Annotated in this window: 22 protein-coding genes; 12 read left to right on the top strand and 10 right to left on the bottom strand. The window is 41.0% G+C overall.

What is annotated here, in order from left to right:
- The first annotated feature begins 81 nt into the window (after positions 1-81).
- A complete protein-coding gene (locus HBHAL_RS01445) occupies positions 82-756 on the top strand; it encodes a hypothetical protein (RefSeq protein ID WP_014641550.1) in 675 nt (224 codons plus the stop codon).
- Entirely contained in the window at positions 680-1,108 is a 429-nt protein-coding gene (locus HBHAL_RS21790) for a class I SAM-dependent methyltransferase (protein WP_014641549.1), read from the top strand. The genes HBHAL_RS01445 and HBHAL_RS21790 overlap by 77 nt, the downstream gene beginning before the upstream one ends.
- 47 nt (positions 1,109-1,155) lie before the next feature.
- Here the strand turns inward: HBHAL_RS21790 and HBHAL_RS01440 are convergent, their stop codons facing one another.
- Positions 1,156-1,920, bottom strand: coding sequence for a MerR family transcriptional regulator (locus HBHAL_RS01440; RefSeq protein WP_014641548.1), 765 nt, complete (start codon positions 1,918-1,920; stop codon positions 1,156-1,158).
- A gap of 176 nt (positions 1,921-2,096) precedes the next feature.
- On the opposite strand from HBHAL_RS01440, the gene HBHAL_RS01435 reads away from it, so the two are divergent.
- Positions 2,097-3,125 carry an AimR family lysis-lysogeny pheromone receptor gene (locus tag HBHAL_RS01435; RefSeq protein ID WP_014641547.1) on the top strand — a complete coding sequence of 343 codons (1,029 nt, stop codon included), beginning with the start codon at positions 2,097-2,099 and terminating at the stop codon, positions 3,123-3,125.
- Between the two features lie 128 nt (positions 3,126-3,253).
- Positions 3,254-3,724, top strand: coding sequence for a DinB family protein (locus HBHAL_RS01430; RefSeq protein WP_014641546.1), 471 nt, complete (start codon positions 3,254-3,256; stop codon positions 3,722-3,724).
- 59 nt (positions 3,725-3,783) lie between these two features.
- Here the strand turns inward: HBHAL_RS01430 and HBHAL_RS01425 are convergent, their stop codons facing one another.
- Positions 3,784-4,476 carry a Type 1 glutamine amidotransferase-like domain-containing protein gene (locus tag HBHAL_RS01425; RefSeq protein ID WP_014641545.1) on the bottom strand — a complete coding sequence of 231 codons (693 nt, stop codon included), beginning with the start codon at positions 4,474-4,476 and terminating at the stop codon, positions 3,784-3,786.
- A gap of 72 nt (positions 4,477-4,548) precedes the next feature.
- Entirely contained in the window at positions 4,549-5,454 is a 906-nt protein-coding gene (locus tag HBHAL_RS01420) for a formate/nitrite transporter family protein (protein WP_014641544.1), read from the bottom strand.
- A gap of 121 nt (positions 5,455-5,575) precedes the next feature.
- On the opposite strand from HBHAL_RS01420, the gene HBHAL_RS21670 reads away from it, so the two are divergent.
- Positions 5,576-5,749 carry a hypothetical protein gene (locus HBHAL_RS21670; protein WP_223254247.1) on the top strand — a complete coding sequence of 58 codons (174 nt, stop codon included), beginning with the start codon at positions 5,576-5,578 and terminating at the stop codon, positions 5,747-5,749.
- Positions 5,750-6,054: 305 nt separating this feature from the next.
- On the opposite strand, the gene HBHAL_RS01415 is transcribed toward HBHAL_RS21670, so the two are convergent.
- Genes HBHAL_RS01415 through HBHAL_RS01405 form a run of 3 tightly spaced genes read right to left on the bottom strand, consistent with a single transcriptional unit; the run spans position 6,055 to position 8,419 of the window.
- Positions 6,055-6,507 (bottom strand): DUF4064 domain-containing protein, encoded by a 453-nt coding sequence (locus HBHAL_RS01415; RefSeq protein ID WP_014641541.1) that lies wholly within the window; start codon positions 6,505-6,507, stop codon positions 6,055-6,057.
- A gap of 21 nt (positions 6,508-6,528) precedes the next feature.
- Positions 6,529-7,506: an ABC transporter permease gene (locus HBHAL_RS01410; protein ID WP_014641540.1), complete on the bottom strand. Its 978-nt coding sequence runs from the start codon at positions 7,504-7,506 to the stop codon at positions 6,529-6,531.
- Positions 7,499-8,419, bottom strand: a complete 921-nt coding sequence (locus HBHAL_RS01405; protein WP_014641539.1) for an ABC transporter ATP-binding protein — start codon at positions 8,417-8,419, stop codon at positions 7,499-7,501. The genes HBHAL_RS01410 and HBHAL_RS01405 overlap by 8 nt, the downstream gene beginning before the upstream one ends.
- A gap of 299 nt (positions 8,420-8,718) precedes the next feature.
- Here HBHAL_RS01405 and HBHAL_RS01400 point away from each other — a divergent pair, with 299 nt between their 5' ends.
- Positions 8,719-9,867 carry a conserved virulence factor C family protein gene (locus HBHAL_RS01400; RefSeq protein ID WP_014641538.1) on the top strand — a complete coding sequence of 383 codons (1,149 nt, stop codon included), beginning with the start codon at positions 8,719-8,721 and terminating at the stop codon, positions 9,865-9,867.
- Between the two features lie 11 nt (positions 9,868-9,878).
- Entirely contained in the window at positions 9,879-10,307 is a 429-nt protein-coding gene (locus tag HBHAL_RS01395) for a BrxA/BrxB family bacilliredoxin (RefSeq protein ID WP_014641537.1), read from the top strand.
- Positions 10,308-10,340: 33 nt separating this feature from the next.
- Here HBHAL_RS01395 and HBHAL_RS01390 read toward each other — a convergent pair whose 3' ends face one another.
- Positions 10,341-11,582 carry an MFS transporter gene (locus tag HBHAL_RS01390; RefSeq protein ID WP_014641536.1) on the bottom strand — a complete coding sequence of 414 codons (1,242 nt, stop codon included), beginning with the start codon at positions 11,580-11,582 and terminating at the stop codon, positions 10,341-10,343.
- Positions 11,583-11,780: 198 nt separating this feature from the next.
- Between HBHAL_RS01390 and HBHAL_RS21290 the strand changes: the two genes are divergently transcribed.
- On the top strand, positions 11,781-11,930 hold the full coding sequence (locus HBHAL_RS21290) for a hypothetical protein (protein WP_158512333.1): 150 nt from the start codon (positions 11,781-11,783) through the stop codon (positions 11,928-11,930).
- 761 nt (positions 11,931-12,691) lie between these two features.
- Here HBHAL_RS21290 and mscL read toward each other — a convergent pair.
- Together mscL and HBHAL_RS01380 are read right to left on the bottom strand one after the other, a co-directional pair.
- Entirely contained in the window at positions 12,692-13,183 is a 492-nt protein-coding gene (gene mscL / locus HBHAL_RS01385; protein ID WP_014641533.1) for a large conductance mechanosensitive channel protein MscL, read from the bottom strand.
- A gap of 87 nt (positions 13,184-13,270) precedes the next feature.
- Positions 13,271-14,089, bottom strand: coding sequence for an ABC transporter ATP-binding protein (locus HBHAL_RS01380; RefSeq protein ID WP_014641532.1), 819 nt, complete (start codon positions 14,087-14,089; stop codon positions 13,271-13,273).
- A gap of 172 nt (positions 14,090-14,261) precedes the next feature.
- Here HBHAL_RS01380 and HBHAL_RS01375 point away from each other — a divergent pair, with 172 nt between their 5' ends.
- Positions 14,262-15,605, top strand: coding sequence for a TrkH family potassium uptake protein (locus HBHAL_RS01375; protein WP_041601503.1), 1,344 nt, complete (start codon positions 14,262-14,264; stop codon positions 15,603-15,605).
- Positions 15,606-15,621: 16 nt separating this feature from the next.
- Here HBHAL_RS01375 and HBHAL_RS01370 read toward each other — a convergent pair whose 3' ends face one another.
- On the bottom strand, positions 15,622-16,785 hold the full coding sequence (locus tag HBHAL_RS01370; protein ID WP_014641530.1) for an IscS subfamily cysteine desulfurase: 1,164 nt from the start codon (positions 16,783-16,785) through the stop codon (positions 15,622-15,624).
- Between the two features lie 99 nt (positions 16,786-16,884).
- On the opposite strand from HBHAL_RS01370, the gene nadB reads away from it, so the two are divergent.
- Genes nadB through nadA form a run of 3 tightly spaced genes read left to right on the top strand, consistent with a single transcriptional unit; the run spans position 16,885 to position 20,384 of the window.
- Positions 16,885-18,447 (top strand): L-aspartate oxidase, encoded by a 1,563-nt coding sequence (gene nadB, locus HBHAL_RS01365; RefSeq protein ID WP_014641529.1) that lies wholly within the window; start codon positions 16,885-16,887, stop codon positions 18,445-18,447.
- On the top strand, positions 18,428-19,291 hold the full coding sequence (nadC, locus tag HBHAL_RS01360; protein ID WP_014641528.1) for a carboxylating nicotinate-nucleotide diphosphorylase: 864 nt from the start codon (positions 18,428-18,430) through the stop codon (positions 19,289-19,291). Before nadB ends, nadC begins: the two co-directional genes overlap by 20 nt.
- A complete protein-coding gene (gene nadA, locus HBHAL_RS01355) occupies positions 19,278-20,384 on the top strand; it encodes a quinolinate synthase NadA (RefSeq protein WP_014641527.1) in 1,107 nt (368 codons plus the stop codon). Before nadC ends, nadA begins: the two co-directional genes overlap by 14 nt.
- Positions 20,385-20,479 lie beyond the last annotated feature (95 nt).

Below are 20,479 nucleotides of genomic sequence, written 5' to 3'. Positions count from 1 at the left end.
AGCGATTTAACAACCAAATATTGTAAGCGCTGTCATCTTTGTTTATAATAAATAAAACTATTCTGAAAAAGGCGGGGTTTCATGTTACAAGAAAAGTCACGTGCACAGAACCGCACAAAACCTTATTCTGAACAAGATATTGGGACTACTCATCTTCATCGTCAGTATCGCACCGATCTACGTCAAGTCTCTGAGAAAGATTACAATAAGTTTGTTACTTTAAATACGGTGAGGGACTGGTCACAATTGTCCTGGAATGATGTAGGCAAACCTTATGAAGTGGAGGCTTCCGCCAAAGAAAAACAGAACTGGGAGGCAAAAAACAATCGAGATATGGATCCCCACACTTCCTGGACGTTATTTAACAAATCCTTTCATGAATGGTTTATTAAAGATGTCCCAAAGGAGATAGGGAATTCTAAACATCATTTCCTAAAAAGTCTCCGTACTTTTAAACCTGTGGAAGTTAAGCAAGCCCTTGGACAAGTCATCCAACTTCAACTTTGGAATTACATTCATCGCGTTCAAGATGGAATTTGGGACCCCAGAGGGAAACGTGCACTATTTGAAGGACTTCATTTAACGAGGCCTCGCATATTATTTTTAGGAGCCGCTGAAGGTTATGAAGCCATGCAGCTTGGAGCGATGTATCCCGGGGCAGAAATTGTGATGGTAGATTATGACGAGTATTGTAAGACAACTAGATTTAAAGATTTCCCGGATAGCTATCCATCCTGCTGTCTATTACAAAGATGACTTAAATATAGAATATATCGTCGAAGACATTCGTAACCTTGATTTTAATAAGGAGTTTGACATCGTGCTTTCTGTTGGATTACTGGAACACTTTCCCGATGAATATAAACATGAGGTGGCTGACTGGCACCGACGGTTCCTTAAGCCGGGTGGTTATGCTATTATGACCACCCCCAGAAATCAAGTTCGGTCACGCTTATACTATCGTATTATGGCGGATGTGATGAATCATACGTATCGTGAACTTATGACAGTAGAGCAAATGGGGTTGTATATGTATGAAAACGGCTTTGATATTTTAAGACACGGGTATATTAAAGTGCATAACGGACTAGTCTGTCAGCCTCGTTAGCCCTTGCCAACCACCAAAAGGGACTATTAACTAGTCCCTTTTGGTGGTTAATCTTCCATCCTATTGCAGTAAATGTACATCGCTTTCCGTAAAAATTCTGCATATCCAGGCTGCAATTGATCGAAATTCTTCGTGAACCTCGGATCACTTACATACATCTCTGCAAGGCCTCTAAATATATCTAACTGACAATCATAGAAATACTTCGATATATGCTTTCGCTTTTCATCTATAAGTCTTTGCACGTCTAGATCATCTGGTCCTTGATTCATACGTCCGATAATTTGTTTGTCAATCTCTGCTCCTTCTTCTTGGATGTTTTTCCAATCCTCTTCCGAGTATGCTTTTGTTCTTCTTTTAGATTCCTGATAGGCCTCAGTTTCTCCCCAGCGTTCTTTCACTTCTTTTTCATACATTTTCTCATGTTGTTCAATTTGACTTTTATCAAATGGTTGAAAACGGTCATGATTGGTCATTTGATTTCCTCCTTTCAATGATTGGAGTGTCTGTTCTACGGATAAAATGATTCGTTCCAAACGTCTACTTTTTTCTAATAGGATTTTCTTATGGCGATGCAAAGCCTTTTCCTGATCAAAATCAGGAGCGTCTAAAATTTCTTGGATTTTAGATAATGAAAAGTCCAATTCTCTAAAGAAAAGGATTTGCTGCAGCCGTGTTATTTCTTTTTCACTATAATAACGATAGCCATTCGACTTCACTTCTGAAGGGCTCAACAGTCCAATATCGTGGTAGTGGTGAAGGGTTCGTATACTAACACCTGCCAGCCTTGCTACCTCTTTGACTTTATACATGACGATCACCTCAATTCAAAGTCTATGGTATGACGCAGCGTAAGGGTCAATGGTTTATTTATATATTTTCGTAAAAAGTGCCTCCCGCCTCTTTTCCATCATCTGGGCACAAAACTTTTAGTTACGTTAAAAAAAAGCTATAATAAAGTAAATAAACAAATGAGGGCGGGGGATTCATGCACATCCACAAGGTTATTCAACCAGCTAAATTAAATAGCATCCATATTCACCATACGTCCCCGGTTTATCAGGTTTATTATGATTATTTGAAAGAAAGAAACAGTATAGAAGCAACAGAGTTCACCAGGTTCTTCTGTCAACGCTCCAGGCCCTCCATGTTAGAAGATCAATTAGCTTTAGCAGAATTCCTATATATGAATGATTTTTTCGAGGAACTTGAAGGTCACCTCAATGAAAATTATATGCATGAAGACATTGCAAAGCTCTACCGCATAATTCTGGATCGAAAAAAACAACCTTTAAGTATTAACGATATTAAGTCCATTGAAGAGCTTTGTTTCGAACATCCTTCTCTCAAATGCCTTCATCTTTTCCTTCTTGTTTATGCACATTATGATACAAAGAAATATGCAGGAATGGATAAGTTCACTGAGGAAATTCAAACCGCTTTATTTACGATCAATGAACCCCTGTTTCACTATTACATGAAACTGCGTTTCGATGAACTGACGTTCCAGCATTATTGGAAAGCCAATCATTTAGTACTGGCAAGGAAGTTTGCCTACAAGTATATAAATGCCGGACTTGCTCCAAGAAAACAAATAATGATGCACCACAATCTTGCTTTATGCTATAGCTTTGAAAATTACGAAGCAGCTATGGATTATGCCGAGAAGACGATAAATATCGCCGAAACTAATGGTTATTCCCATGCGTCTCAAGTGACCCGTGATCATACCATTCCATTTATTGCTGCGTTTCATCAGAAGTCTGAACAAATTATTTCCAATGATCCAACCGAAAATGCTCATTTACTACTTTCACGCGGTCAACGAAAGGAAGCTATTGATATTCTTTCCGCATTACCCTCTTTAACTCCTTTCCAACAAACTTATCTAGGTTTAGCGGAGAGGAATTTACAACTTTTGCGTAAAGCAAAAAACAGATTTATTAATGAATACAACGATCTTTTCTTTGCCCAGCTACCAGATTATTATATGAAGCGGGTTCTTAAAGTCGTATAGAAGCTGAATGTAGACAGCTTCTTTTTTATGTAATAGAAAGATATAGACTATTTTTCCTTTAAAGGAATTTATTAGAACAGTGTAGAATAAATGAAGTTACAATATATTTGCAAAAGAGGTTGGATAATATGAATATGTATTGTCAAAGCGCCTTTCACCAATTAGAAGTAGTCATTGCGTCTATTTCTGAAATAGCTGGACAATTAACTGAGGAAGAACTCGCTTTACGGCCGACTGAAGAGAAATATTCAATCGGAGAGCTATTGGAACACCTATCGATCATCCCGGCAGCTGATGGAAAAGTTGCTGAGAGTGCATCTGAAGAAGAAATGAACGCCCTCTATCGATCCTATTCTTTACAATCAAAAGAAGAGATTCTTGAAAGGCTATTCGAGCATTTTTCTCAACTAAAAACACAATATGAGAATTATACAGAGCAGGATCTTCATACGGAAACCGTCTCATGGTGGGGAGTAACTTATACCCGTTATGAATGGCTTCTTCAAATCGTTGCGCATATGTATCATCATCGAGGACAACTTCACGCGATGCTCGTCCACTCCTATCGGAAAGATCCCGAAATCCTATTATTTGAATAAAGTTAGACATAAAACCACCTCAGGTCATCCAAATTATGGATGACCTGAGGTGGTTTTTTTTAGGATAAATAAGTAATCGGAATATTTTCTTCTACGGCTGTGCCGTCTTTATTGTAAACGTAGTAGGCTTGCGCACTTCTTCTGGAACTAATTGCTTTATGTACTTTAGCATCCACGATATGAAGTGCTGCTCCATCATCCAGTGCGTAACCCGGTTTTATTTCCGCATTTGTAATATACTCTATATAAGCCTTACGTCGGTTGATTTCTCCGTCATAATGGGGACAACAGCTCCCTTCAATAATGCCCAAACAATCAAGCGGCCTTAGTTTGTCGCCATAAGAGTCCGTCAATCCTTGTTGAAACCAGCAGATAGCCCCTGCACTCAAACCCGCCAGGACAGTGCCTTGTTCCCAGGCTTCTCTGATGATTTGTTCTAGTCCCCACTCTCTCCACAGCGCCAGCATGTTTTTAGTCGAACCCCCGCCGACGTAAAGAATATCTTTGTCTAATACAAAATCCCTCAGGTTATGGGGAGGATTAAATAATGCCAAATGACTTGGATTACAATCTTCTTTCTCAAAAAAACGATAAAACTTTTCAATATACTCATCTCCATCCCCACTTGCTGTAGGGATAAAACAAATAGAAGGCTTATTTGCATCTGACTGTCTTAATATGTATTGATCAAGCCCAGGATTATCATCTTCCATAGAAAATCCCCCACCGCCCATAGCAAGGATTTGCTTCACTCTCAAACCCCCTTTACTTTTTTATCCACCTTAGGTCATCCATATTATGGATGACCTGAGGTATTGATATAACTATTTTCTTGCTTTTGGTTTTCCTAAGGATGTCTGAATATCTTCTTTGTAAGCGTATGAAAACAATAGAGAAACGAGAATTCCGCCGCCAATCAGGTTACCTATACTTGCTGGTATAAGGTTGAAAAAGATGTATTCGTACCATTCATACTTATCTGAAGATAATATACCCATACTAAAATAGCCCATGTTAGCAGCACTGTGCTGGAAGTTACCGGCCACGAATAAGATAACCGGGAGCATGGTTCCCAGGAACTTACCTGTTATATCACGAGCTGCCGTAGTCAGAAAGGCTGCCATCCCGATTAACCAGTTGGCTATAATACCTGAGACTAATATTTCAAACCAACCTTTAATTCCGTGATCCATAAACTTCATTTTCTTATCTAAATATAACGAAAGCTCGCTGTAGAATGGATCTGATAATGATGCTGAAAGTTGTATCAGACCTGCCACCATAAATGCCCCAAGTATATTCCCTATATAAGCAGAGGCCCAGAATTTATAAATATTGGCTTTCATTAAACCCGCTTTATTAAAAAGATAAGAAGGGAGAAGTACGTTGATTTCTGTAAATAATACGGAACCGGAAATGAACACCATTGCATAACCAGCAGCAAACCCCAATCCGGAGAGCAGATGATAAACGCCCTGCGTTTCAACGCCCATAGCAAGCAATACTGAAAATATTGCCCCAAATGTCATAAACGATCCTGCTGTGATCGCAAGTAAAAATTGGGCTCTGAATGGTTTATTTAAATGGTCCCGACCTTTTTCCCCAAACTCATCTACAATTTGAGATGGAATATAAAATTGCCGACCGGGCCGATCAATCTTGCCATTGGAAGAAGTGTCTGTTTCTTTAGTTTCGTGTTCTTCTTCTAGCCTATTGTCATTATTAGCCACATGTATCCCTCCAATGATTGTGCTATTCCCATTATCTCCCCCCAATAATCCTACTCAGAATAACTTTTATGGTAGTGGTACACATTAAGAGTAAATCGTAATTTTGCAAAGGAGTATGGATATGCCGAGAGATCAAGTTTGCCTTGCTTGTGGCGGAGAAGGTTTGCTCATGGATGATGAAGAGTGGAAATATACTTGTAAAATCTGTGGAGGTAGTGGTTTTATGTCTCAAGAGGGATCAGTTTATAATAGGGAACCCGCCAACGTTGATGAAATGAATCGATACCTGGATTAACTAAAAAAAAACGCTGGTCAATCCAGTGTTTTTTTTCATATGTACAGCCACAACATTTATTGATCCACCCCTTGCTTTTGTAAACCTTTCTGTTTACTCCTCATCTCTAAGAACAAATTCCTTTTTCTTTTTCAATACTTAAAAGAACTTTATCCGCCGCATCCCTGTCGATATGGTCAGAAGACATAGCATCAAAAGCATCTTCCACGGCCGTTAAATGCAAAAAACGAGAATGTTATCTCCTTGAAAAGGCTCGTAAACTAAAGAAAGAACAGGACTTTAAGCCCTGCTCCTTTTTATTCACGTTAATAACTCTCAATACTAGTTTCTCCATCTGTAGGTTTTTTTGATTTTCTAACCAGTGCGACAATACCTGCTATTAAGTAAGCCACACCTGCAAATATACCAAGTCCTACTGTTCCAAATGTCATAATAATCGCTGTTACAATTAAAATAATGCCCGCTGCCTTTGGTTTTTTATCTCCTTTAAGAAATACAATTGATAAAATTCCTAAAGCAATCGCCACTAGAGCGGCGACCATGACGACCATCGTAAAGGTTCCCATAGCATCAAGCATCTGATTAACATTAATTGCCCCGTTCCCCTGCATTTCCGGAGACGAATTCATCATGTTCTCCAGTTCCTGCCTGAATTGAGGGTTATCTTTATTACTTAAGAAAATACCGCTCAACAGAATAGGCAGACCATACAATACAATTCCAATAACAGTAAGTACGATTTCAGCTGTTCGTTTCATTCCTATCTCTCCTTTATTTATTTAATTGCTTGCCACATCTCTTTTTGTAAAGAAGACCCAGGCAAGTATAACAAAAATTACATAGTACACGAGTAACACAGCCACAGAAAACCCTGCTGTTTGCTCATTGAACATAGGGTTTCCTTCTAAATACATCGTTAAATCCGTATTGGCAAACAAGATATATTTGGCCCATTCTCTTTCCATTAAAAAGAGCACAATGGAGTTACCAGCCATCATTAAGAAGATAGCAACACCTATGGCCAACGAACTATTTCTAAAGACCGCGGAAATCATGAAAGCGAAAGTTGCCATCAATAACAAGTTGACCGAACTAAGTAAATACATAGAAACGGTGTGCTGAAAAATCGACGCTTCCTGTATCTCTCCGGCCTGCCGAAACAAATAAGTCTGAGAAATGCTGTCAACACCGAAAAGTGCGGCCCCCACGATAAATGACAGAGCATATAAACAAAGAAGCATCATCCCAGCAAACAAGAGCACAGAAACATATTTGGACAGCAAGATTTTGGTTCTGGAAATAGGTCTAATCAGTAAGAGTTTTATAGTTCCCCACTTAAACTCATTAGCTATCATGCCGGCAGCAACGATAATGGTAAACAAACTGATAATGGATATTAAACTTCGGTTGGTTTGCAAAAAGTCCCAAACATCATATCCGGAAGGTTTAATATCGTTTTGAATGCGGTACTGATTCATTTCAATGTCTGTGTAAGCGGGATACTGAATTTGTTCCCTTTCTTCACCTGGACTCGGCGCCCCTTGCTGCTGCTCTTTCAACTGCGTATTCTGCTCCTGTAATTCCTGCTTCCAGTTTTCCCCTGTGGGTCCCTCTCCACTAATCATCGTATTATCAACTTTCATAAGTACACCGAACCCAATAACCAATACCCCAAGTATAATCAGCATAATCCAAGTTGCGATTTGAGAATAAAGCTTCATTTGTTCATTTCGTACTAATTGTATAAAGTTATTCAATGGAATTCTCTCCTATCAAGTCCAGGAATTTGTCTTCTAATGTCGATCGATTGACATGCACACTGTAAATATCTATCCCCTCTTTAACCAGTCCGCTTATAATTCCTGGTATTTCTTCACGTGTACTGCTGAAGGTTAATGTGTTACTATTCACCTGGACAGGCGAGTCCAGCTTTTGCTCCACGAATTCCCGGGCACGGTTAATAGGAGAGGCTTCAATCGAAACCTCCTTTGTATCTGTTTGTTGCAAAGCGTCTTCCACAGATTGTATGGAAATTAATTCTCCATTTTTGATAATTCCAATCCTGTCACACATCATTTCCATCTCTGAAAGGATATGACTTGAAACAATCACTGCGACACCTTCTTCGGCAGCCATGCGTCGAATATACGCTCTTACCTCTCGAATCCCTGCAGGATCCAGGCCATTAGTAGGTTCATCTAAAATAAGAATGGATGGGCTATGTAAGAGTGCCTGCGCAATTCCGAGACGCTGCCTCATTCCTAATGAATATTTACCTACTTTGTCCTTGATTCTGCTTTCAAGTCCAACCAGGCGAGTGACCTCCTGTATTCGTTCTTCTGTAATTCCGGGAATCATACGGGAATAGTGCAATAAGTTTTTCCGACCACTCATGAAAGGATACATTTCCGGATTTTCTACAATTCCGCCGACGTGGCGAATAGCTTTTTTAAAATCCTTATTAACACTGTGGCCCTGTATGATTACGTCTCCGTTCGTCATATCCATTAACCCCACCATCATTCGAATCGTGGTTGTTTTACCTGCTCCATTAGGACCTAGGAACCCGAATACTTCTCCGCTGTAAATTTCAAAATCGAGCCCTTTAATAATCTGTTTGTTTTTTATTGTTTTACTAACATTCTTCAACTGCATGACAGATTGAGACAATTGAACCCCTCCTTAATTATTCTCACTTTTCTACTACGTAAAAAAAGACAAGTTGTTTCACATTTTTATAATTTTTTACAGAACTTCAGGGATATTTCCCGGGAAATTTCGTGGTTTACTGCATCCCAGCTCTTTTTTCTACTTCTGGATACATTCACATTTATACAGCTCAACCCCCTTGGCTAGACATATCCTCTTGATCTTCCCTTCTACTCAACTCCACTTTCCTTCTTAACAATGGATGGAGTTTCTTATTTTTGATAAACTAGAACTTAACGGAGTATGGAGGGAGAATCGAAATGAAGATTGTATCAATTGAACCAACGCCCAGCCCAAACTCAATGAAAATCAATCTTAATGAGCACTTACCTGAAGGTGAAACTCATAACTATAAGAAGGGGGACGATTTGGACAGCGCCCCGGATTTTATAAAAAGATTATTCGAGATTGAGGGGGTAAAGGGACTTTACCATGTGACGGATTTTATTGCCCTGGAGCGAAACGCAAAAATCTCGTGGGAGCAGATACTGCCAGAAGTAAGAAAAACCCTTGGCTCATCTTCTGAAATTGAGGCTCTCAATGAAAGTGAATCCTCGGACACTCCCGAAGATACATTTGGTGAAGTTAAAGTATTTACTCAAATGTTCCGTGGTATTCCTATGCAAGTAAAGCTTCAAGAAGGCGAAGAAGAGAAGCGTGTCGGTCTTCCGGAAAGATTTATGGAGGCTGCAATGAAAGCATCCCCAGCCTCCCCAAATATGATCATGGAACGCAAGTGGGCAGAACAGAGCCCGCGTTTCGGAGACACTTCAGAGATTGGGGAGCAAGTTAAGGAAGAAATTTCGGCAAGTTACGATCAAGAACGACTCGATTCACTGGTTAAACAAGCGTTTGATCAGGAAGCGGACTATGTGGAAACGACGGATATGAAGTCGAGAATTACACTTGAAACGTTGGATCATGACGATTGGAAAGTACGTTATGCAGCACTCGATCGTATGAACCCTACCGCCGAGGACTACGCCATTTTAGATAAGGCTTTGGATGACAGTAAAGCCTCCATTCGCAGGTTAGCTGCTGCCTACCTTGGTATGATAGAGGAAATGGAGACACTCCCCTTCCTTTATAAAGCATTGAATGATAAGTCCGTTACCGTAAGGCGGACAGCGGGGGATTGTATTTCAGATTTAGGATTTAAAGAAGCTATGCCGCGAATGATTGATTCACTGGCTGATCCTAGTAAGATTGTTCGCTGGCGTGCGGCTATGTTCTTATATGAACTAGGAGATGAAACTTCACTTCCTGCTTTAAGGAAAGCAGCAGATGATCCTGAGTTTGAAGTAAAAATGCAAATTAATATGGCCATAGAAAGAATTGAAGGTGGCGAAGACGCCAAAGGGTCTGTTTGGCACCAAATGACCCAGGCCACTAAACAAAAACCAAAATAGGAGGATTATTTATGAATCCATATGAAGCATATATGAAAGAAATTTCCCAACCAATGAGAGATGAATTAACCAATGCAGGCTTCACAGAATTAACAACTCCAGAAGAAGTAGATGAATTCATTGCATCAACAAAAGGAACTTCGCTTGTTGTTATTAATTCCGTCTGCGGCTGTGCCGCAGGTCTCGCTCGCCCGGCCGCAAGAGAGTCTCTTACTAATGATTCTAAACCCGATCATTTAGTAACCGTATTTGCAGGTCAGGATCGTGAAGCAACCTCACGAATGAGAGAATATTTAGAAGGCTATGAGCCTTCATCTCCATCTATGGCTTTACTAAAAGATGGACAGGTTCTTCATTTCATCCCCCGGGAAGAAATTGAAGATTATGAAGTAGAAGAGATTGTAGAGAACTTAACATCTTCCTATAATCAATACTGCTAATACGAAAGGCGGCCCTTAAGAAGGCCGCCTTTTTTATGTGGATGTTACCGCAGGATTACTTGAAGCCGAATTACTATTGTCCCCTTTAATGAACTTCATAACGATTAGTATTAATAAAACCCCGATTATGCCCGCGCTAATATAACTGATATTTAATAACTCTTTCATGACAAGTGACATCACTGGCGGGCCAGCGGCCACTCCTATAAATCTTGAAGAGCTATAAAAAGAGGTGATGGTCCCTCTTTCTTCTTTTTCAATTCCTTCAGTGATAAGGGCATCTAGTGTTGGGAGCATAGCTCCTATCGCAATGCCTAGAACACTCGTGACAATAAGAAGAAGAACCAACTGCTTATTCACATAGCCTACAAAAATCACACTTGCTGAAATACCAGCTAAGGAAAGAAGAATGACTCTTTTCATGGTTTTTGTCTCCCCTTTTATTTTCTTTCCTGTTATAAAGGAAGCGATGCAAAGAAAAAATAACGGGATAGCCAGAACAAAACCCTTTTTTACGCCATCTATATCATGAACTTTTTCCAATATATCCGATAAAAAGAAAAGGACACCAAACAAGATAAGCATAGCGTAGATCCCTAATAAGAATACTGGATACAGCCATTTCCCATCCTGTTTAAAAATTTTCTTTGTGTTTTTAAGAAATTCCTTTAACTTTTTAGGCTCTTCCTTTTCACCTTGGGGAACTTTAATGAAAAAGAAAACTAGGATAATGGATATTAGACTAAAGAAGGATATAGAAAAAAACGGTAAAAACCATAAGAAAGCAGCAAATGCTGCTCCAAGAATTGGACTTAATACTTTACCAAATGTATTGGACGTTTCAATTAATCCTAGACAGGAACTGGTCTTTTCATCATCATCTTTGTACAAATCTCCTACGAGAGGGAGAATAATAGGGGTCGCTCCAGCTGCTCCCATGCCCTGGAGAACTCGCCCGATAATGATCCATAGAAATGGATCACTCATTTTCCAAGAGGCAAATCCCGCTATTACTCCACCTATAAAAGCTAAGATCAGACTGGGTAATATCACGATTTTCCTTCCAAAACGATCAGATAAATAACCAGCGACAGGTATAAGAAAAATAGCAGCTAACGAATAGCTGGTAATGATCGTACTGGATTGAAAAGAAGATATCCCCACTTTTTTTTCAAATATCGGAAGAACGGGTATTAACATTGAATTTCCAAGCGTCATTACTAGTGGAATGGATGCCATACTGATGAGGCACCATCGGCTGACTTTGTTCTCCATAAATACACCTCATTTACATTCATACTTATAGCGTATCCAAACCAAAAGTAAATATTTGCCCTGAACCATTTACTATATTTGTAAATTATTCTAAAGCAATTGATTGAAATTTAGATTTTTTTAACATTTCCTTTATGCACCATTTACTTACATCGGTTACCTTTTATATGTAATATACTTTGAAAGGGGATGTTCTTTTTGATTAAGAAATGGATGTTAGCAGTAGGTTTAGTTTCTGTACTTACATTGGCCGCGTGTGGCGGTGAAGGTGAAGATGGCGAAGATACAGAAGAGCAGTCAGAAATGGAAGATGATTCAGAAGAGAGCGATTCTGACTCTGATGAATAGGTAATTATAATAAAAATCAACAAAAAGGAATGCCCTATTCGAGGTATTCCTTCTTGTTGATTTTTATTATTACTTTGTTCAACTATAGGGCCGGATTGTGGAAGACTCAGTTTCGAGATATTGGGTGGAGAATGGGCTCCAGGGAACGGCTCGCTTTCCGTGGGCATGTGGTGAGCTTCCTCAGGCTGCGCCTTCCGAGATCTTACCGATCATGTTCATCCCACAGGAGTCTTCATCGTCCCCCTCCGGACCTTGCTGAAATGAGAGGCTCGAGACATAGGCAAAAATCACTTGAATCATGAGTTCCTGTTTCCTCTAGGTTGTGTTGGAAAAGGCCTGATACCACTGGATTTAGAAAGGATCAAGTCTAACACCTGCACTTCTAAAGAAGGGTTCGTTCACTAGATAGCGTTGGGTGGCGAAGGAAACGACGAGACTCCCGCGGGAGATGGAGCTAGGCGAGACCCCACAGGGAGTGAAACGAGCGAGGAGGCTTGCCAGTTCCCCCGCAGGAAAGTGTTCAAATGTGGAATCACCCCGAAAGACACGACCAGCATAAGCCGACCATCAAAAGGATAGCGGTTTTTCAATCCGTTGATGAGCGGCTTATGTCTCGAGTGTCTGGGTGATCGAACAAGACGAGTTGTTTCCGTAGCCGCCCTATCCTTTTTTGGCAATGGACCCGAGTTATCTCGAAACTGAGTCTTCAACAAACGGGAGCTTATCTTTAATAATCATCCCGGAGATATAACAGAGGCTGACTACTTAATATTCCACCGAGTTTTTTGGTGCTCTATTTTATTAAAGTTTTGTTCTAGCTGAGAACCACAATTAGGGCAGATAACGGCTTGAGAAGGTATCGGCGTGCAACAATAGGGGCATTCTTTTTTTGTCATAGCATGCAACGGATGCTGATGAGGTTTTTTCCAGCGATTAATCTGCCTGACTACAAGAAATACTGCAAATAATATAATAATAAAACGTACTGCCGCTGTAAGGAACAGCCCATAATTGATGGTTACAGCACCAGCTTCTTTAGCCGCAGACAGCGTTGGATAGAACCCTCCGCTCAAATTAAAAAACATTTCTTCAAAATTCACTTTTGCATATAATAACCCTACGGGAGGAAGCAGGATATCCGTAACGAGCGAATCAATAAAACCGCTGAATGCTGCCCCCAATACCATCCCTACCCCCATGTCCACCGCACTTCCTCTAACTGTAAACTGGCGAAATTCATGGAATAGCCCCATCTTGTCCTCTCCCTTCCGAATTATCCTATGAGATATAAGGACAAACTATGAGCTATAAAAAAACCCGGGCATGCGCCCGGGGTTGATTTATAAAATGGCTTGTTGGCAAACATTAGGAACAGATCCCAGCAGGTCATAGGTAAGGCAGACCGGCCGGTTGGTTCTTGGATCTTTGACGACTTCAGCATCAATTTGGAAGACATCTTCCAGCACTTTTGGCTGAATTACTTCTTCTGGTGTTCCTTCCTTAATGATTCGCCCTTCCTTTAAAGCTACAATATAATCGGCGAAGCGCGCAGCGTGGTTTAAATCATGGATGACCATTACAATCGTACGCCCCTCTTCGCGATTCAATTGTTCTAATAGCTTAAGAACTTCCAGTTGGTGAGCTAAGTCTAAGTAAGTCGTAGGCTCATCCAAAATGAGCAGTTCTGTCTCCTGAGCCAGTGCCATTGCAATCCATACACGCTGACGCTGGCCACCTGATAGAGCATCAATTGGCCGATCTGCAAATTCCTCGATGCCAGTAATGGAAAGAGCCCATTGAATCATTTCTCTATCATGTTCATTTAATTTGCCAAAGGCTTTTTGATGAGGGAACCTGCCGTAAGAAACTAATTCAGAAACAGTCAATCCGCTTGGTGCTTTCGGAGTTTGAGGAAGAACGCCCATTTTTTTAGCAATATTCTTAGTGGATTCCTTTTTAATTGCTTTTCCATCTAAATAAACGCTTCCTGAATTTACAGTGTGGATCCTGGCTAAAGCTTTCAGTATGGTGGACTTCCCACACCCATTAGGACCTATAATGGTCGTTATTTGATTTTCGGGAATATCCAAGTCCAGGTCTTCCACTACATTATAGTCACCATAAGCGATACCGACTTTTTCAGTCATCAGCTTTGCCATGCAAAAATCCTCCCTCAAATCTATAAACAAACTTTCAATATCTATAGTAAATGCTAATAGTGAAAATCATTATCACTTATGATTATAAAGATTTTATTAAAAACAAGCAAGTTAACTAAAAGTAGTTCTAATGGGCTATTTCTCTTTTGTAAGCTTGGATTATAATAAGATCATTCTTTTACTTAAGGAGATAGTCATGAAAACCCGTATGATACACATGAGTCCACCTCAAACGCTGATCAGCGTTTTTATCCTGTTTATTACTCTGGGCACATTTCTGCTTAAGCTGCCGTCCGCTACATCCAATGGAATAACTTTCATTGATGCTCTGTTTACAGCAACCTCAGCCATGACGGTTACCGGGTTAGTCGTAATAGATACAGGTACAGCATTCACCTTGTTCGGGCAGGTCATCATTTTAGTTCTGATCCAGGTTGGCGGTTTGGGAATCATGACCTTTGCGGTACTGATATACATGGTACTTGGTAAAAAGATTGGAATTAAAGAGCGGCTGTTAATTCAGCAGGCTTTAAATCAAACTTCTTTAGGCGGTGTTATCCGCCTGGTTCGTAAATTATTTATCTTTTCAATAACAATTGAGACCTTTGCCGTAGTTTTTCTATCTTTACGATGGGTTCCGGAAATGGGGATGGCTAAAGGTATCTATGCAAGTATTTTTCATTCCATTTCAGCTTTCAACAATGCCGGTTTTTCGATCTGGTCCGACAGCCTCTCTGCTTACGCAGTGGACCCGCTCGTTAATATTGTCATTACCTTGCTTTTTATTATCGGGGGAATCGGTTTTACGGTTGTTTTTGACTTGTGGAAGAGTAAAGAATTTTATCATTTATCCCTTCATACTAAAATCATGCTGGTCGGGACCTTATGCATAAATGTGGTTAGTTTGTTCATGATTTTTATTCTGGAATATAATAATCCTGACACCATTGCAGACTTCTCTACACTCGGTAAATTGCAGGCAGCTTATTTTCAGGCCGTAACACCAAGAACAGCAGGATTTAATTCCATTGATATTAGTCAGATGGAAGAATCTTCTCTCTTTTACATGCTGATGCTTATGTTCATTGGTGGGGGGAGCACTTCAACCGCTGGCGGTATTAAACTATCAACTGCCCTCATCATAGTCCTTGCTTCCATCACTTTTTTCAGGCAAAAAGAACATGTGACCCTGTACCGCAGAAGTTTCCACTTCCACCTGATCATGCGCGCTCTCGCTCTTACGGTTGGCAGTGTAGGTGTAGTATTTTTGGGGACTTTTGTCCTGAATCTCTCCGAAGATGCCCCTTTTTTAATGATACTGTTCGAAACGATATCTGCCTTTGGAACGGTTGGTTTGTCTATGGGACTGACCGGCCAACTAACTCTAATCGGAAAATTGACGCTGATTTTCATCATGCTGGTTGGAAAGTTAGGACCACTGACCTTTGCCTTTGCTTTCGCCCGTTACAAACCAGATCCGGTTAAATATCCGAATGAAGACGTATTAACTGGTTAACCTATAAGCCCGCTTCCTATTTATAGAAAGCGGGCTTTTCTATTTGGCTGGAAAGAACAGCATATTCGGCTACTATTTCTTTCAGACAATCGACGATTCCAAGTATATCCTCGCTTGTCTGATCATGGCTAAAAGATAGACGGATAAAAGATTTCGCCTCTTCCTCGTTCAATCCTACAGCCGTAAGAATAGAAGGAAACCCTCCCCTCCCAGTTTGACAGGCACTTCCTGTAGAAAAAGCGTAACCGCGGCGATTGGCTTCGAGCATTACCCACTGCCCTTCAAGGCCATGCATACATATGCCAATAATCGGGACCGAATTCACGGACTCGCATACTACTGTGACGTGGTTTCTTATATCATTCAAAGCAGTCAAGAACTCACGCTTTAAAGATTCAATTTTAGACTGGCGTTTGTGAAGCTCTCGGATGGATTTTGCAGCAGCCGTTGTAAAAGCTGCGATCCCAGGCGTATTTACAGTGCCAGCTCGAACGCCGGCTTCATGCGTTCCGTTTGGCAGAAAAGGTTGGAAAGAAACAGATGGGTTGATGTACAAAGCCCCCGCTCCTTTAGGTCCATATACTTTATGACTGGAGAGTGAAAAGCTGTCCAAGCAAGGTATAATTGAATTTAACTCCACCTTGCCGAATGATTGAACACAGTCGCTATGTAACAATGCGCCCCACTTATCACAAACCTCTCGAATTCTTTTTATAGGCTGAATTGTCCCAATGTCACCATTTACGTGCTGAATAGATACAAGTACAGTATCTTCACGCATTAGTTTTTCTAATTCGTTTACGTCAATGGTTCCCTCCTTCGACAATGGAACCAAGCTGACTTCATACCCTTCAGCTTGCAATCTTTTGGCTGAATTTTTTACAGAGGAATGTTCGGCATCTGAAGTAATCATATGGTTTCCTTTACCTGCTTTCATTAGACCTTCTATGGCAAGCAGGTTACTTTCTGTACCTCCACTTGTAAAATAAACCCCTTCTTTATTAACCTCGAGAAGATCCGCAAGTGTCTGGCGGCAATGAGATAGCAGAACTTCAGCTTTTGTTCCCGTGTCGTGCAGACTGCTGGTGTTTCCATAGAATTCGCGGGCAGCCTTGATATAAGCTTCCAGGGCTTCCTCATCGATTGGGCACGTGGCTGCATAGTCAAAATAGTTAGACATTCCTTTTATCCTCCCTTTTTCAAGTAAACCTCTTGTCATAAGTTTAATTCTGTGTAAATATAAGTGTCAATACACCTGTAAATAAACAGGAGGCTGAATATGAAAAAAGCAGACGTGATTATTGTAGGAAGCGGAATTGCCTCCTTACAGTTAGCCAGACACTTAACTAAGGATTTAAATGTGATTGTTATCACAAAGTCTCTCTTGAAACATAGCAATTCAACTTGTGCTCAAGGAGGAATCGCAGCAGCAATCGGGCCTCGCGATAACCCTTACCTTCATTACTTAGATACACTTGAAGCCGGCTGCCACTTAAATCATTCGCAGTCTGTGATGCAATTAGCAGAAGAAGCTCCCGCCCTCGTTGCGGAACTCATTAAGGATGGATGTCAGTTTGATACCGATGAAACTGGGGCCGTACTCCTCGGTAAAGAGGGCGCTCACAGCCACCGCAGAATCGTTCATGGAGGTGGAGACCAAACCGGAAAGCGGATCGTAGAAGGACTTATTCAACACTTATCTTCAAATATCTCTATCTATGAAAATGAGTTTGTTTTCGAGCTGCTTCTTGATGACCAGGGCCGCTGTTATGGTGTTAAAAGTAAAGATAAAGAAAACTCTGTACATACATTTACAGCTCCTTATGTCGTTCTTTCAACTGGCGGCTGTGGCCAGCTCTATTCCTTTACCTCTAACGCGGATACGATTACGGGAGATGGCTTGGCTTTAGCATATATGGCCGGGGCAGAGCTTGCAGACATGGAATTCATTCAATTCCATCCCACCCTTTTATACTCAAACGGAAAAACAAAAGGGCTTGTTTCAGAGGCCGTTAGAGGAGAAGGGGCCATATTAATTAATGAAATGGGTGAAAGAATCATGGAAAATGTTCACCCTTTGAAAGACTTAGCCCCAAGACACATTGTGGCGCAGAACATCTATGAGTGGCTAAGGAAAGGACTGCGCATTTATTTAGACATAAGCTCCATTACAGATTTTCCTGTTAAATTCCCTACGGTTACCACTCTTTGTGAAAAGCATGGTATTGATTTAAGTAGAGGACGAATACCTGTAGCACCGGGCGCCCACTTTGCTATGGGTGGTGTACAGACCGATTCCATTGGTCGAACCAATGTCGAAGGACTATATGCTCTTGGAGAAACGGCTTGTACCGGGGTGCATGGTGCAAATAGACTCGCCAGTAATTCGTTGCTGGAAGGACTCATGTTTGGAAAACGACTTGCCCAGCACATTAACTGCACTCCTGCGAAGCATATGCCTATTCATTCGACCAAGAAAATGGCGTCATCCATCTTCCCCGCTTTGCCCGAAAAAGATTTAATTCAGCAATCCATGATGGACCAGGTAGGGATTGTGCGCTCGGCTCAGGGGCTTACCGAGCAAATAAAGTGGCTGGAATCATTCCAATTAGAAAAGTTTTATGAATCAAGGCTTGATTTGCTCACTATCGAGCAAATCACCCGTTTCTTTATGATGCAGACGGCTTGGCTGATTACAGACTCAGCTATAGAAAGGGAGGAAAGCCGGGGAGGTCATTACCGCAGTGATTTTCCTGAAGAAAGGACCTACTGGCAGACAAAAAAGGTTCTTAAGCAAAGATCATTAGAAAGAAGGTCATTCAATGAACAGATTAAAAGTTAGGCGCCTGCTGGAAGATTTTTTTATTGAAGATATAGGAGATCAAGATGTAACCAGTGACTTCCTCTTCCCTGAAGATGCAGAAGGTGAACTGCATTTTGTAAGCAAACAGTCCGGAATTTTTTGTGGTTCAGAAATTATTCGAGAGGGTTACCAGCTTCTTGATCCGTCGATTATGATTGAACTTTATACTCAGGATGGGACTGAAGTCGGTTCAGGTGAGTGCATCGCTGCTATTCAAGGACCGATCGTAAATTTACTGAAAGGTGAACGGGTGATCCTTAATTTAATTCAACGAATGAGCGGAATCGCTACAAATACTAAACGAGCAGTTGAAACTCTCAATAATCAAGAAACGAAAATTTGTGACACAAGAAAGACCACCCCTGGGCTAAGAATGTTTGAAAAATACGCTGTCCGGATGGGAGGGGGAGTAAATCATAGATATGGTTTGTACGACGCCGTCATGTTGAAAGATAATCATATAGCTTTTGCCGGTTCCATTTTAAAAGCCGTCGAAATAGTAAGAGCCAAGCTGGGGCACATGGTAAAAATTGAAGTGGAAACAGAAACGGAAGCTCAGGTTAAGGAAGCTGTCCAGGCTAGAGCTGACTGCATTATGTTCGATAACCGGTCTCCAGAAGAAATCAGCACTTTGGTCAAGTTCGTCCCTTCTCACATTACAACGGAAGCTTCAGGAGGAATTCACTTGAATAATTTAGCCGCATACCGTGAGTCGGGAGTTGATTATATTTCCCTTGGAGCGCTTACCCATTCAGCTACTTCTCTTGATATTAGTGCAAATGTTTCGATTAAACAAAGGAGGCCCAACTATGAATCTATTTGAAAAGATGGAAAATTCCAGCCCCACTTTACCCGAGCGTTACAAAAATAGGAGTAAAGAGGAATTAGAAACTATCATTCGGCGTGTAAAAAAGACAATGGGCGCGCAACTTTTTCTCCCTGGTCACCACTATCAGAAAGATGAAGTCATCCAGTTTGCCGATGTACGCGGAGATTCTCTTAAACTAGCTCAGCTTTCGGCAAGTCAGCACGAAGCAGAAGCGATCGTTTTTTGCGGAGTACATTTTATGGCAGAAACCGCCGATATTTTGACTCGGGAGGACCAGCATGTGTACCTCCCTGATATGAGAGCTGGCTGTTCGATGGCCGATATGGCGAACCTCACGCAAACTGAAAAAGCATGGAAGAAGCTAATGGGCATCTTTAACAACACCATACTCCCACTTACCTATGTTAATTCAACTGCTGCCATTAAAGCATTTGTAGGAAAGCATGGCGGAGCCACAGTCACTTCCTCCAATGCAGCGGGGATGATCGAATGGGCTTTATCCCAAAAAGAGCGTATTATGTTTTTGCCGGATCAGCATCTGGGGCGGAATACGGCCTACGACCTCGGCATCCCTCTCGAACAAATGGCGGTATGGGATCCTATACAAGAAGAGTTGCTTCACGAAGTACCTGTCGAAGAAGTGAAAGTGATTTTATGGAAAGGGCACTGTTCGGTTCACGAAAACTTTACTGTGCCAAACGTCGAACAGGTACGAAAAGATTATCCTAATATGAACATCATTGTTCACCCTGAATGCAGCCGTGAAGTGGTAGCTCTATCCGATTATGCTGGATCAACGAATTATATTATTAATCAAATCGAAAATGCTCCTCCTGGCAGTGCATGGGCGATCGGCACGGAAATGAATTTAGTGAACCGAATTATCCACGAACACCCGGAACAGCATATCATTTCCTTAAATCCACGGATGTGTCCTTGTCTTACCATGAATCGAATTGATCTCCCTCACCTCGTATGGTCATTGGAAACCTTAGCCGAAGGGAAACCTCAAAACTTAATAAAAGTAGATCCTGAGATTGCGGCCGATGCTAAAAAAGCACTGGAACGTATGCTGGCAAGGGCCTGATGTTAAAAAGAAATTTACAAGTACAATGAATAAAATGAACTGTTTCTCGATAACTAAAAAAAGGCGCCTCTCAACAGAGAAGCGCCTTTTTTTAT

Source organism: Halobacillus halophilus DSM 2266 (assembly GCF_000284515.1).
Lineage (GTDB): Bacteria > Bacillota > Bacilli > Bacillales > Halobacillaceae > Halobacillus > Halobacillus halophilus.
The sequence above is the reverse complement of the archived record's forward strand: the minus strand, read 5'-3'. Positions and strand labels throughout refer to the sequence as shown.